The organism is Psychroserpens ponticola (genome assembly GCF_023556315.2).
GTDB classification, from domain to species: domain Bacteria; phylum Bacteroidota; class Bacteroidia; order Flavobacteriales; family Flavobacteriaceae; genus Psychroserpens; species Psychroserpens ponticola.
Map to the genome: position 1 here is coordinate 1,104,622 of NZ_CP116221.1, position 13,869 is coordinate 1,118,490.

Annotated in this window: 10 protein-coding genes and 1 tRNA gene; 6 read left to right on the forward strand and 5 right to left on the reverse strand. The window is 32.6% G+C overall.

Annotated elements, in window-relative coordinates; translation table 11 throughout:
• Window positions 1-80: 80 nt before the first annotated feature.
• Both ccsA and mscL read left to right on the forward strand, forming a co-directional pair.
• Window positions 81-3,377, forward strand: coding sequence for a cytochrome c biogenesis protein CcsA (gene ccsA, locus MUN68_RS04920; RefSeq protein WP_249995551.1), 3,297 nt, complete (start codon window positions 81-83; stop codon window positions 3,375-3,377).
• 6 nt (window positions 3,378-3,383) lie between these two features.
• The gene (mscL, locus tag MUN68_RS04925; RefSeq protein ID WP_249995552.1) at window positions 3,384-3,827 is read left to right on the forward strand and encodes a large conductance mechanosensitive channel protein MscL; all 444 of its coding nucleotides are present in this window, start codon (window positions 3,384-3,386) and stop codon (window positions 3,825-3,827) included.
• A gap of 2 nt (window positions 3,828-3,829) precedes the next feature.
• Here mscL and MUN68_RS04930 read toward each other — a convergent pair whose 3' ends face one another.
• Window positions 3,830-4,495 carry an HAD family hydrolase gene (locus tag MUN68_RS04930; protein WP_249995553.1) on the reverse strand — a complete coding sequence of 222 codons (666 nt, stop codon included), beginning with the start codon at window positions 4,493-4,495 and terminating at the stop codon, window positions 3,830-3,832.
• A 141-nt stretch (window positions 4,496-4,636) separates the two neighbouring features.
• Here MUN68_RS04930 and MUN68_RS04935 point away from each other — a divergent pair, with 141 nt between their 5' ends.
• Together MUN68_RS04935 and rlmF are read left to right on the forward strand one after the other, a co-directional pair.
• Window positions 4,637-5,803 (forward strand): trans-sulfuration enzyme family protein, encoded by a 1,167-nt coding sequence (locus tag MUN68_RS04935; RefSeq protein ID WP_249995554.1) that lies wholly within the window; start codon window positions 4,637-4,639, stop codon window positions 5,801-5,803.
• Complete coding sequence (gene rlmF, locus MUN68_RS04940) at window positions 5,796-6,686, forward strand: 23S rRNA (adenine(1618)-N(6))-methyltransferase RlmF (RefSeq protein ID WP_249995555.1); 891 nt, start codon at window positions 5,796-5,798, stop codon at window positions 6,684-6,686. Before MUN68_RS04935 ends, rlmF begins: the two co-directional genes overlap by 8 nt.
• Here the strand turns inward: rlmF and MUN68_RS04945 are convergent, their stop codons facing one another.
• The 3 genes from MUN68_RS04945 to MUN68_RS04955 form a co-directional block, all read right to left on the reverse strand.
• Window positions 6,687-7,370 carry a DUF2490 domain-containing protein gene (locus MUN68_RS04945; protein WP_249995556.1) on the reverse strand — a complete coding sequence of 228 codons (684 nt, stop codon included), beginning with the start codon at window positions 7,368-7,370 and terminating at the stop codon, window positions 6,687-6,689.
• A 108-nt stretch (window positions 7,371-7,478) separates the two neighbouring features.
• On the reverse strand, window positions 7,479-9,116 hold the full coding sequence (gene pckA, locus MUN68_RS04950) for a phosphoenolpyruvate carboxykinase (ATP) (protein WP_249995557.1): 1,638 nt from the start codon (window positions 9,114-9,116) through the stop codon (window positions 7,479-7,481).
• 10 nt (window positions 9,117-9,126) lie between these two features.
• Window positions 9,127-10,965: an SLC13 family permease gene (locus MUN68_RS04955; protein ID WP_249995558.1), complete on the reverse strand. Its 1,839-nt coding sequence runs from the start codon at window positions 10,963-10,965 to the stop codon at window positions 9,127-9,129.
• 294 nt (window positions 10,966-11,259) lie between these two features.
• On the opposite strand from MUN68_RS04955, the gene bshB1 reads away from it, so the two are divergent.
• Window positions 11,260-11,976: a bacillithiol biosynthesis deacetylase BshB1 gene (bshB1, locus tag MUN68_RS04960; RefSeq protein WP_249995559.1), complete on the forward strand. Its 717-nt coding sequence runs from the start codon at window positions 11,260-11,262 to the stop codon at window positions 11,974-11,976.
• Between the two features lie 133 nt (window positions 11,977-12,109).
• Window positions 12,110-12,185 (forward strand) — tRNA-His (locus MUN68_RS04965).
• A gap of 116 nt (window positions 12,186-12,301) precedes the next feature.
• Here MUN68_RS04965 and MUN68_RS04970 read toward each other — a convergent pair.
• Window positions 12,302-13,843, reverse strand: a complete 1,542-nt coding sequence (locus tag MUN68_RS04970) for a M28 family peptidase (protein ID WP_249995560.1) — start codon at window positions 13,841-13,843, stop codon at window positions 12,302-12,304.
• Between the last annotated feature and the right edge of the window lie 26 nt (window positions 13,844-13,869).

A 13,869-nucleotide genomic window follows, 5' to 3' on the forward strand; every position in this document is an offset into this window, starting at 1 on the left:
GGATTTCTTTAGATGTAAATGAACTAAAATAGTTACCTTTGCACAGCTAAAAAAGTTATGTAAAATTTCAATCAAAAGCTATGCTAAAAAAAATTACTAATATCCTTTTTTCAACACGTCTAACAGGTATTTTATTTATTGTTTTTGCAGCAGCAATGATTACTGGTACTTTTTTAGATGCTAGTCAAGAAACATCTCCAACGCCATACACAAGATACTGGATTTATAACGCTTGGTGGTTTGAACTTATCATGGTCTTGTTCACAATTAATTTTATTGGAAATCTTTTTAGATATCGATTGTATAAAAAGAAAAAATGGGCAACATTAACATTGCATTTGGCATTCATTTTTATATTTATTGGAGCAGGAATTACGCGATACATTGGTTATGAAGGTTGGATGCCTATTAGAGAAGGTGAAACCACAAATAACTTTCTTACTAGAGATATTTTTGTTACTGCATATATAGATGGTGATTATGTTATAGATGGAAAAGCGCAACGTAAGGTAGTTAATGAACGTGTTGATTTTTCAGAGCGTTTAAATAATGATCTTGACATTATTACAGAATATAATGGAACACCAGTGACTTTAGCTGTAGAAAAATTTATAAAAGGTGCTGAAATTGATATCGTTCCAAGCGATAATGGAGAATCTTATTTAAAAATTGTTGAATCCTCAGGAGGAGAACCTCACAATCACTATTTGAAAGATGGTGAAGATCAACTCATTCATAATTTAGTGTTTACTCTAAATAGCCCTAAAAAAGGAGCTATCAATATCACAACAGATAGCACTAATGGAATTTTTATTGAATCGCCTTTTGAAGGGGATTACATGACTATGGCAACTAGAGCTACTGGCAAATTGGTAAAAGATTCGTTGCAACCATTAGTATTGCGCTCAAGATATCAAATCGCTAACTTGTCAATGGTGTTTCCAAAACCTGTCGTTCAAGGCCAGTTTGAGCTTGTGAAACGTTCACAAATGTTAAGAGGAAGTGAAGATGGAATCGTAATGAACATAACTGCTAATGGTGAAACAAAAACGGTTAACCTTCTTGGTGGACAATATATTAGCGGACAATTTGAGCAAGTTAAAGTTGGAGGTTTAGATGTTGCTTTGAAGTATGGTGCTATGGTAAAGGAATTACCATTTAGCATAAAACTAAACGATTTTAATGCTGATGTTTTTCCTGGAACTGAAGATAGCTTTTCTGCCTTTGAAAGTCTTGTAACAGTAGTTGATGAAGAGCAAGGAGATTTTGATTACCACATCTATATGAACCATGTTTTAGATCATAAAGGATATCGGTTTTTTCAAGCAAGTTTTGATCAAGACCTAAAAGGAACAAAACTTTCAGTAAACCATGATCAATGGGGAACTTGGATAACCTATTTAGGATATATGCTACTGTATTTTGGATTGATGGCTATTATGTTTGATAAAGGAACAAGATTCGCAGATCTTAAACGTTCGCTTGATAAAGTGAAATCTAAAAAAGCTGAGCTACTCTCTATTATTTTATTATGCCTTGGTTTCTTAGGTTTTACTCAAGAGCATTCAGCAAATGATGGACATGATCATGGTAGTGAAGTTAAGATTGTAAAGCCTACAAAAGCGCAGATTGATTCTGTGATTAGAGCTAATATTACACCTAAATCGCATTCAGATGTATTTGGAGAATTAGTGATTCAAGATTATAGCGGACGAATGATGCCTATGAATACTTATGGCTCAGAAGTCTTACGTAAGGTTAGTAAACAAGATCACTACGAAGAATTCGATTCAAATCAAGTTATCTTGTCAATGCAGGAAAGTCCGTTGTTTTGGTATAATGTTCCAATGATATATTTAGCAAAGCGCAAAGGAGATTCTATTAGACATATCATTGGTGTTGACGAAAGTGAAAAGTATGTAGCTCTTACAGATTTTTTAGAGCAGGATGGAAGCTATAAATTAGCACCTTATCTAGAAGACGCCTACAAAAATCAAGTTGCAAATGGTTTTCAGAAAGAATTTAAAGAAACAGACCAACGTATCAGTCTTTTGTTTAATACGATTGAAGGACGTTCTTTAAAGATTTTTCCTGTTCCAGAAGATGAAAAAAATACGTGGATTTCTCCAATAGAATATAGAGAACAATTTGAAGAAAAAGTAAACGATTCTATCTATGGAAAATTTATCGAAAATAGTTTCGGTTACTACCTTTCTGAATTGTATAAAGCTAAACAAACAGGTGATTATACCAATTCAAACAAGCTTCTTGAAGGATTTAAAAAAAACCAACAGAAATTAGGTAGTGAAGTAATGATTTCTGATGATAGAGTTAAAGCTGAAATTCTATATAATAAATACGATATTTTTAAGAAGCTTTTCAGCTGGTATATGTATGCAGGTGTTATATTGTTTGTTTTAATTATAATTCAAATTTTTAAATCTTATAGTAAAATATTAAGCCTTAGTATTAAAATTTTAGTAGGTATTGTAGTTTTCTTGTTTTTACTTCATACTGCTGGATTAATTGTGCGATGGTACATTTCAGGACATGCACCTTGGAGTGATGCTTATGAATCAATAATTTATGTGGCTTGGGCAACAATGTTATTTGGGTTAATGCTGGCACATAGAAGAAAAGACAGAGCAAAAGAAAAAACCTTAGGTTCTACCATATCATCTTTCGTGATTCCATTTTATGGTTTATTTCTTAATAAATCTTCAGATATAACTGTTGCTGCGACTGCTTTTGTAACATCTATGCTTTTAATGGTAGCGCATTTGAGTTGGATGGATCCAGCAATTTCAAACTTGCAACCTGTTTTAGATAGTTATTGGTTAATGATTCATGTTGCTGTTATAGTTGCAAGTTATGGACCATTTACCTTAGGAATGGTTTTAGGCGTCACAGTAATGATATTGATGATTTTTACTACTGAAAAGAACAAACAAAAAATGTTGCTCAACATTCAAGAGCTTACAATCATTAACGAAATGGCTTTAACGGTTGGTCTTATCATGCTTACCATTGGAAACTTCTTAGGAGGTATGTGGGCAAATGAAAGTTGGGGAAGATATTGGGGTTGGGATCCTAAAGAAACTTGGGCATTGATTAGTATTATGGCTTATGCATTTATTATTCATATGCGTTTGATTCCTGGTTTAAGAGGGCGTTTCGGATTTAATTTTGCCTCTATAATAGGTATTGCCTTTATCGTATTTACATACTTTGGTGTTAACTTTTACCTTTCAGGATTGCATTCATATCAATCTGGTCAACAGATTTTAAGTTATCAATATATAGCTGGAATCTTAATTGCTGTTGCACTTCTAGGTTATTTCGCATATAGGAAGTATGTCAAATTCTATAAAAAATAGAATCTTATGAAATTTTTTAAAGAATTCAAAGAGTTTGCGGTTAAAGGTAATATGATGGATATGGCCATTGGTATTATTATTGGTGCTTCTTTTAATAAAGTGATTGATGTATTGGTAAAAAAAGTATTCATGCCACCATTATCATTAATGACAGATGGACTTAATTATCAAGATAAAAAGTATGTTCTAAGAGATGCTATTGCAAATGCTAATGGAGAAATCACAGTTCAAGAAGTCGCGATTGAATATGGTGTCTTATTTGAAACCTTCCTAGATTTTTTAATCATAGGGCTGACAGTATTTTTAGTTGTAAAAGGAATGAATAGATTAAGAGATAAAGCTCAAGACCCTAAAAATGAGGTGGTTTCAACTCCTAAAGATATTGAGTTATTATCTAAGCTTACTGAATTAATTGAAGAACAAAATACATTACTTAAAAGTAGGTCATAGTATTATACAGCACTAAGTAAATCGCTTAGTTTATTGTATGTGATTTCACTAAAGTTTTCAATAACTACGTTTGCTTTTGAATAATCTTGTCCTTTTGAATGTGGACTATTAAATGCTATACAAAAAATGTTTGCTGATTTTGCAGCGACTATTCCGTTAGTAGAGTCTTCAATCACAAAGCATTCATCAGGTTTGTGTTCAGATAATTCCGCAGCCTTGATGAAAATTTCAGGATGAGGTTTGGAAGCTACCAAATCAGCTCCACTAATTTTCGCTTTAAAATATTGATTTAAATCAAAGCGTTCAAAAATACGATTGATATTTACCATAGATGCAGATGAAGCTAGTACTAAAGTCATTCCGTTAGAATGATAATCTTTTATAAGATCAAGAACACCATCAATTAATGCTAAGCTTTTATCATGTTCAAATAAATATTTAAAATGATCACGTTTGATATCAACAAGCGTATGAGGACTTAAGGGTAAATTAAAATGCGCTATTAACTGCTCACAAATTGTAAAAGTAGATTGTCCTGTAAAAGAGGCATACAAATCATCAGAAACTTCAATATTTACATCTTTAAACATTTCATGATACGCACTATGGTGAAGTGGTTCAGTGTCAACAATAACACCATCCATATCAAATAATACAGCTTTAAACATATAGTTTGTTAGTTAGTTGTCACGAATATAAATAAAAGAGTGCTGATAATCAATACCTTTCGGATACAATTGTTGAGGTGCATCAATGTTCGACGAACTGTACTTTTTTCATTAACTTTAAATTTTAAAATGCATAAGGTTATGTCAAAGAAAAAGTTAGGTCTCAATACCATTTGTACTCACATTGGTGAGATTAAGGACGAACAGTTTAAAGGTGCAATTTCTCCTATATATTTATCCACTTCATATCAATTTGATAACGTCGATGTTAAACGCTATCCTCGTTATTTTAATACACCAAATCAAGAACACTTAGTCAAAAAAATAGCTGCTTTAGAGCATACTGAAGATGCGCTCATTTTTGCAAGCGGAATGGCTGCAATTAGTCATATGTTTTTAGCATTTCTTCAAAAAGGAGATCATTTGGTTGTTCAAAATACCTTATATGGTGGTGCGACTAACTTTATTAGAGAAGAGTTTTCTAAATACGGAATTGAGTATACATTTACTGATGGCTATGACGTTTCAGATTTTGAAGCTGCCATTCAACCGAATACTAAATTGATTCATATTGAAACACCTTCAAATCCATTGCTAACGATTACAGATATTAAAGCAATTGCTAGTTTGGCAAAATCCAAAGGAATTTTGTCTTCAATTGATAATACTTTTGCTAGTCCAATTAATCAAAATCCGATTGACTTCGGAATTGATCTTGTTATGCACTCTGCAACGAAATATTTAGGTGGTCATAGCGATATTTTGGCTGGAGCAGTAGCAGGTTCAAAAGAACATATTGAACGCATTTGGAATGTTGGTAAAAATCTAGGAGGAAGTTTGAGTGACTTTACAGTTTGGATGTTAGAGCGCAGTATGAAAACATTAACATTGAGAGTAAAAGCTCAAACCAAAAATGCTAAGAAGTTGGCTCAGTTTTTAGATAATCATAGTGCTATTGCTAAAGTAAATTATCCAGGATTAAAACATCATCCGCAACATGAATTGGCAAAATCCCAAATGCATGATTTTGGTGCAATGCTATCGTTTGAATTAGTTGAAGGCATTGATGCTATGGCATTTCAAAACCAACTTAATTTAATAAAATCATCAATGAGTTTAGCAGGTGTTGAAAGTACGATGTTATTGCCTGCTGAAACATCTCATGCGCTTTTAACTCAAGATGAACGTGATGCCGTTGGAATTAGTAATCAATTGATTCGTTTTTCTGTAGGAATTGAAACGTTTAGGGATTTAAAAAATGATATTAAACAGGCTTTAATTAAAATAAAAACAGCTAGTTGTGCATAAAAATAATAAACATTCTAAAGACTATAATTTTAAAGAACTTATAGCTAACTTTCCTCAATTAGCAGAATTTGTCTTTGAAAGTAAATACGCTAAAAACACTATAGATTTCGCAAATCCTAAGGCGGTAAAGTATCTTAATTCTGCATTATTAAAAACGCATTACGGAATTGATTATTGGAAATTCCCTGATGAGAACTTATGTCCACCAATACCAGGGCGAGTTGAATATGTTCATTTACTAAATGATTTGCTGAAGGCTTCAGGATTAAAAAAAGATATTACAGTTTTTGATATAGGAACAGGAGCAACATGCATTTATCCATTACTTGGTCATAAAGAATACAATTGGAATTTTATAGCTTCTGAAATTGATAAAAAAGCGCTTGAAAATGCTAAGTTAATTGTAGAAAAAAATAGTTTAAGCAAGCATATAGAATTGCGATTTCAAGATGATCCACAATCTATTTTAAATGGCGTTTTATTGCCTTCGGAACATATTTCTGCAGTACTTTGTAATCCGCCTTTTTACAAAAATGAAGCAGAAGCTAATGAAAATACACTGTTGAAGCAAAAAGGATTAGGAAAACAAACGGATAAAGTTGCACGCAATTTTAGTGGTACTGCAAAAGAATTGTGGTATCCAGGAGGAGAGAAAGCCTTTGTTCATAATTACTTGTATCAAAGCTCGCTTCTAAAAACAAATTGCTTTTGGTATACCTGTTTGGTATCTAAAACCCAACACGTTCTAAGTATGGAAGCATCATTGAAAAAACTTGGAGTTACTGATTTTAAAATTCTACAGCTTTCTTTAGGAAATAAGATTAGTAGAGTAGTGGCCTGGACTTTTTTAACTGAAGATGAACAGAAGGAATGGACGTCTTAGTTAATTGGAATTATTTCTTTTTCGTAAATCAGTTTTAATATATAGCCCAAATTGTAATCGGTTTAAATTTAAGTTGTTTATATGTTGATTCAAATAACCTAATTGAAGTTTGAACTGTTTGTTCAGCTTTATCCCTAATCCAAAATACAACCGATTCTCTCTAAATGTTTCTCCTTTAATATTTAAGAAAAACTCTTTATTTGCAACAATAAAAAAAGTTTGGTTTAAGTCAATATGTGTTCCTAATCGATACCGAATTCGATTTTGAATACTATTGTCAGTTAAGTCATGAAGAAAGCGATGCTCAAAACGGAATCTATGATTTATAGGAATCTTTGAAAGTTTATGTTTGAATGATAATTGTTCCCAAAAGCGATGTTCAATTGTATTTTTGATATTTGTGAATTCGATGCTTTTATCAATATCTAAATACCCATAATTGAAAGTGAATAATATGTTTGAGTCAATTTTGTAATTGATTCCAGTATAGAGTAAATTCAGGTTGTAATTAGAAACAACCTCATAGTTTCTTAATTGTATTCCTGTATTTATACTTAATTTACCTGAAACTTGATGTGTTCCAAAAAGCATATACCAACTGCCTAGTTCTTTTTCCGGATTTGTTTGTCCGAAAGACAAAAAGGTAGTGATACAAAACACTATACTAATAAAATAGCGTTTCATAATAGTTCTTTAAATGAATTATAGTGAAAAATAAAAATGAGGTTGGCTAATTTAAGAGTTATGGATTAACCTTTGCAAGGTCGTTGCCAACCTCATTTTGTTTATAGTTTATACATGATCATTTAAGTGGTGATGCTCATCAATTAATGGGCCACCTTCAATGATTTGATCTGAAGCTTCACTTGCAAATTTTTCAAAATTTAAGTGAAATGAATGTGCTAGCTGAATTGATTTACTGATATAATTTCCTTTTTGTTCCCAAGTATTTATAGGATCTAAAATTTCAGTTGGCACATTAGGACAAGCTTTTGGCATAAATAATCCAAATATTGGATGTTGATCAAATGCGACATCATCTAATTCACCATTTAAAATAGCAGTAATCATTGCTCGAGTATATTTCAGTTTAATACGAGAGCCAGTTCCGTAAGGACCACCACTCCAGCCAGTATTTACTAGCCAAACATTAACACCTGCATCTTGCATTTTTTTACTTAACATTTCTGCGTATTTAGTTGGATGTAAAGGCATAAATGGTTCGCCAAAACAAGCTGAAAATGAAGGAACTGGTTCAGTAATTCCTGCTTCTGTACCTGCAACTTTTGCTGTATAACCAGAAATGAAATGATAAGCCGCTTGTCCTGGTGTTAATTTTGAAACAGGAGGTAGGACGCCAAACGCATCACAGGTTAAGAAGAAAATATTTGTTGGATTTCCAGCAAATGAAGGTTCTTGGATGTTATCAATATGATAAATAGGATAACTTACACGAGTATTTTGCGTAATATTACTGTCCATATAATCGACTTCACCATTGTCTTTGAAAATTACATTTTCTAAGATAGCACCTGGCTTAATTGCTCTAAAGATATCTGGTTCTTTTTCTTCAGTAAGGTCAATCACTTTTGCATAGCAACCACCTTCAAAATTAAAGATATTGTTGTTTGCAGTCCAACCATGTTCATCGTCGCCAATAAGTTTACGATTTGGATCTGCAGATAAAGTTGTTTTTCCAGTTCCTGATAATCCGAAGAAAATTGCAGTATCACCAGCTTCACCAACATTTGCTGAACAGTGCATTGGTAAGACTTCTTTTTCTACAGGTAATATGAAGTTTAGAGAAGAAAAGATCCCTTTTTTTATTTCACCTGTATATGCAGAACCGCCAACGAGAGCAATTTTTTTAGTGAAGTTTAACAATGAAAAATTCCCTTGCCTTAAACCATATTTAGCTGGTTCTGGGCATTCATATCCTGGAGCGCAAAGCACTAACCATTCTTCTTCAAAATTTTCAAGTTCAGATTCGTCAGATCTTAAAAACATGTTATAAGTAAACATGTTAGACCAAGGATATTCTGTGACAGTTCTAACATTAGTTTTGTATTCGGGATCTGCACAAACGTATGCATCTCTTACATAAATTTCTTTGCCACTTAAATATTTAGTGATTTCAGATTGTAAATAATCGAAGTTTTCAGATGAAATGGCTTTGTTTGTTTTTCCCCACCAAATACGATCTTTAGTGTAATCGTCTTTAACAATAAAGCGATCTTGAGGTGAACGTCCTGTGTATTTACCTGTGTTGACAGCTAGTGTTCCGTTTTTAGTTTCTTTTCCCATGCCTTTTTCAACAGTGATGCGTTGTAATTCTTCAGGGGAAAGATTCCAATGTGCATTTGTGTCTTTTAATCCGTACTTCCTAAGGTCTCTTGTTTTCATATTTGGTTGTTTTAAAAGTGTTTTCATGATTAATAATTTAAATGTTATAGAATGGCCAAATTAATGGCACGAGTAGTAGTGTTGTTATAAGAAATAGTATCAATAAAGGGAAACCTACTTTGAAATAATCTGAAAATTTATAGCCTCCTGCAGTCATAACCATGGCATTGGTTGTTGTGCCAACTGGTGTTAAAAATGCTGTAGATGCACTAATAGCAACAGCAATCATAAAAGGTGCTGCAGACATATTTAGTGTACTAGCTGAAATAATTACAACTGGAGCCATAAGTACAGCTGTTGCAGAATTGTTAATGACTTGACTAAATGTTGTTGTTAACAGAAAAACACCTCCAAGTAATACGATTGGATGTAAACTTCCTAGAGTATCAACTAAGCCATTAGCAATTAATTCTGCAGTTCCTGTTTTTTGTAGTGCTAATCCCATAGGTATCATTGCTGCAATCATAATCACGCTAATCCAACTTATTCCTTTGTATGCTTTAGAGATAGGAACACAACCAAATAGTAGAACAATACCTGCTGAAATGAGTGCAGCAATTGCTCCAGGAACTAATTTAAATACTAATAATACAATCATTAGTACTAAAGCAAATAGTGCTACATAAGACTTAAATGTAATATTAGTTACAGTTTTTGCAATGCCTTCAGGACTACCAATAATGACTAAGTTTTCATGATGTTCTTTAAGTTGTTCAATGTCACTCCAAGCACCTCTAATTAAAAAGGCATCTCCAGCTTTTATAATTATTTCGCGTTCAGTAAATGGAACATTATTACGAGAAGCAGCCATTAATTGAACTCCGAATCGCTTAAAGAAATTCCCTAAACGTATTTTTCTTCCGACTAAAATAGATTTTGGAGTTACAATGATTTCAGACATGCCAACTTCTTGGTTAATAAGATTGTTTTGTAATTCATCTGCAATAGGCTCTAAGGGTAATAGACCTAATCTGAATTGTATCATGATAGCATTTATAGCTTCAGTATTACCTTTTACAGTAATAATATCATGATACATGAATTCTGTACTATTGGTTGGGAACTCAATAAAAGGATCATTTCCTTTGAGGAGGTTAGGATGTCTTCGTTTGATTCTGATTATAGATACATGATGTTCTGTTTCAAAATTCCAGTCACCTAGTTTCGTGTTTAAAAGAGGAGATACAGACCTCACTCTAAGTCGGTAATAATCATCATCAACTTTATAGGCTTCAATCCATTTATGAAGTGTAGTACTAATATCTACAGGTTTATTATTCGTTTTGTTATTAGGTAATAATTTGAATCCTATGAATTTGAAATATAGAAGTGTGATTAGTAATAGAGGTAAACCAATAAGCGCAAACTCAAAAAAGGAGAAGCCTTCTAATCCGCTTTCAATCATTGTATTGTTTACAATTATATTTGGAGGAGTTCCAGTTAAAGTAAGAAGTCCACCAGTATTAGAGCCAAAAGCTACTGGCATTAATAACTTTGAAGGCATTGTTCCAATATTCCAAGCTGAAGCAATGGTTACAGGCATCATGGTTGCTACTGTTCCTGTATTACTTACAACACCTGATAAAATTCCAGAGCCAAGCGTTGTTATTAAAAGTAATTTTGTTGTGCTTTTTCCAGCGAGTTTTATGAATTTTTTCCCAGCTACAGCTGTCCAACCAGTTTGTGAGAGTCCTTCACCAATAATAAATAGAGCAGCAATCATTATGACTGTCGGATTACTAAATCCGCTCAGTGTTTCATTTAGGTCTAGTATTCCCAAAAGGAACAAACTTATCATAGATAATAAAGCAATGATGTCTGGTGTAAATTTGCCCCAAACAAAAAGAGTAATTGTGATTATTAATATGATAAGCATTAGATACATAAGACGTTACCTTTATTTATAATATAAAGTTATAAGTAATGCCGAGGATTAAATATGACATATATCATGGAATGGTTTATTGATATACTTTTGTGATTTTCACTAAATTTTATTAAAATTAATGCATAAAATATTTACGAAAACGAGTGAGTAGTATTGAGTTATAAATGGTAGCTTTGTTTTTTAAGTTAATTTTGATTTGTTTATAATTCTTGCTTGATGTTTTTAAGTGTTTCATTTTAAAAATGTCGTCAACAGTTATTACGACATTTAAATATTTTGAAAATGAAATTAGATATACTCGCTTTTGGAGCGCATCCAGATGATGTAGAATTAGGTTGTGGTGGAACCATTGCAAAAGAAGTAGCAAACGGAAAAAAAGTTGGAATTATCGATTTAACACGTGGTGAATTAGGAACACGTGGAACTGCAGAAACAAGAGATCAGGAAGCAAGTGATGCAGCCGAAATTTTGGGTGTTTCTGTTAGAGAGAATCTAGCCTTTGCTGATGGTTTTTTTGTTAATGATAAGAGTCATCAATTAAAAATTATTAAAATGATACGTAAGTATCAACCTGAGATTGTGCTTTGTAACGCTATTGATGATAGACACATAGATCATGGAAAAGGAAGTAAATTGGTCAGTGATGCTTGTTTTTTAAGTGGATTGATAAAAATAGAAACAGAACTTGAGGGGAACCAACAAAAGCAATGGCGACCAAAACAAGTGTATCATTACATACAGTGGAAAAATATAGAACCAGAGTTAACAGTTGATGTTACAGGTTTTATAGATACTAAAATGGCATCTGTATTAGCTTATAAAACACAGTTTTATGATCCTGATAGTAAGGAGCCTCAAACACCTATTTCGAGTAAAAATTTTACTGATAGTATAAATTACAGAGCAAGAGACCTAGGTCGTTTGGTAGGAGTAGAGTATGCTGAAGGCTTTACAGTAGAGCGTTATGTTGCTGTAGATAGTTTGTTTGATTTGAAGTAATAATTTTAAAAAAAAGTCTTTGTCATAACTGTGAAATAATTTACATTTGCAGTCCAATTTAAATGGTGGCTCTTTTTCAGCTGATTAGAGCATTCCTTTTGGAAAACTTTTCGGAGTTTAAATAAAATAATATGGTGGTTGTAGCTCAGCTGGTTAGAGCGTCGGTTTGTGGTACCGAAAGTCGCCGGTTCGAACCCGGTCTTCCACCCAAAAGCAAAAGTCTTCAATGAAAATTGAAGACTTTTTGTGTGACTCATGTTAGTCTATAAAAAAAAGCGATACCTTATTAAAGTATCGCTTTTTTTATGTGACAATTGGTGAATACTTATTCAATAGTTTCAGCTTTATCAACAATTATTCTATCTTTTCTATTTACTAATTCCCAAGCCGTATAAAACACAAGACGAGTTCTGTTTTCTAGAAGGTCATATTGAATTTTGTCAGGAGTATCTGTTGCTCTATGATAGTCCTCATGCTTTCCATTAAAGTAAAAGGCAATAGGGATATTGTGTTTAGCAAAGTTATAGTGATCAGATCTGTAGTAGTAACGGTTAGGATCTGTTTTGTTACTGTATCTGTAGTCTAAATTAATATTAGTATAGGTCTGGTTTGCATTTTCGCTTATTTTGAAAAGTTCGGTACTTAACATATCAGAACCAATAACATAAACATAATTCCTATCCTCTTCGTGTAATTTATCTACACGACCAATCATATCAATATTAAGGTTTGCAACTGTATTTTCTAAGGGAAAAATTGGGTTAACGTCTGTATAATATTTAGAGCCTTGAAGTCCTTTTTCTTCAGCAGTTAAATGCAAGAACAAAATAGAACGTTTTGGAGAATATCCATCTTTAATAGCAGCTTTAAATGCTTGAGCAATTTCTAACATGGCAACGGTTCCTGATCCATCATCATCAGCACCATTACTTATTTCACCATCTTCAATTCCTAAATGATCTAAATGCGCAGAAATCACAATAATTTCGTCAGGTTTTTTGTCGCCTTTAATGAAAGCGACGACGTTATTGGAATTAAAAGTTTCAAAATTCTTTTTAATAGATAACTCAATTTCAATGTCAATAATTTTAGGTGTATGATTTGTGTCAATATCATTTACTATTTGTTTGGCAAAAGCTTTACTAATTATAAAATCGGAAATATCATCTTCATGACCTACTGATCTTATTGAACCTTCATATTCTGTGTCAACCATTTTTGCATAGCGTTTTGAAAAGTAACTATGAGTGGGAGCATTCAAAACAAAAACAGCTTTGGCACCACGATTTTTTGCAGATTCAATTTTTAGATTTCTAGCTCTTCTTCCAGAAGTCCATTGCGATTTTTCTTTTGTGCCAGTTGTAACATAAGTGCTATCAGTGTTTAAAGGTTCACCAGATTTGATGACAACAATTTTACCTTTAACGTCTAGGTTTTTATAATCTGAATAGTTTTCGGCATCAATTCCATAGCCAGCATAAGCAATTTGATTCACTTTTAATGATTGGACATTTACACCTTTAGAAGGGATAAAATCATCATAAATAGTAGCTTTTTTTCCATTCACAGTTATATTTGCTTCTGGCAATTTCTGACGTTCTAAAGGAACTTCTTGCAGATATTGACCATTTTCATAAGGAGAAGCGACTTCCATACTTATATATTTTTCTTTTAAGTAATCTGTAGCCATATCATGACCAGGTTCACCTGTTTCTCGGCCTTCAAAATCATCAGAAGCAAATTTATAGAGTAGTACTTTAAGATCGTCTGAGGTAATTGTGTTGCCATATTTAGTTGGATCTGCAGGTTCTTTAGCACATGACATTGCTAAAAGACATAGAATTCCGTGGAGTAAATTCTTTTTCATTTTTGTTACGTGTTTTAAAATGCGAT